Genomic DNA, 209 nt, shown 5'->3' with positions numbered 1-209 from the left:
GCTCTTTAACAATCTGGAACAAGCTGAAAAATTGAAACACTCAGTAATATCGACAAGGTATTATTGGGGAGTCTCTCAAGCTGAACAATCCGAGACCTTTTCGGGTTGTGAGGTTAAGCGAATAAGCGTACACGGTGGATGCCTAGGCAGTCAGAGGCGATGAAGGACGTGCTAATCTGCGAAAAGCGTCGGTAAGCTGATATGAAGCG

The 209-nt window shown here is 45.9% G+C and carries 1 rRNA gene; it reads left to right on the top strand.

Annotation, left to right across the window (positions count from 1 at the left end):
- Positions 1-111: 111 nt before the first annotated feature.
- Positions 112-209, top strand: a 23S ribosomal RNA gene (locus tag EAE93_RS24225); the annotation flags it as partial.

This window comes from Photorhabdus akhurstii (assembly GCF_018448925.1).
Taxonomy (GTDB): Bacteria; Pseudomonadota; Gammaproteobacteria; order Enterobacterales; family Enterobacteriaceae; genus Photorhabdus; species Photorhabdus akhurstii.
Note: the sequence above shows the minus strand (reverse complement) of the source record. Positions and strands in the feature narration are given on the sequence as shown.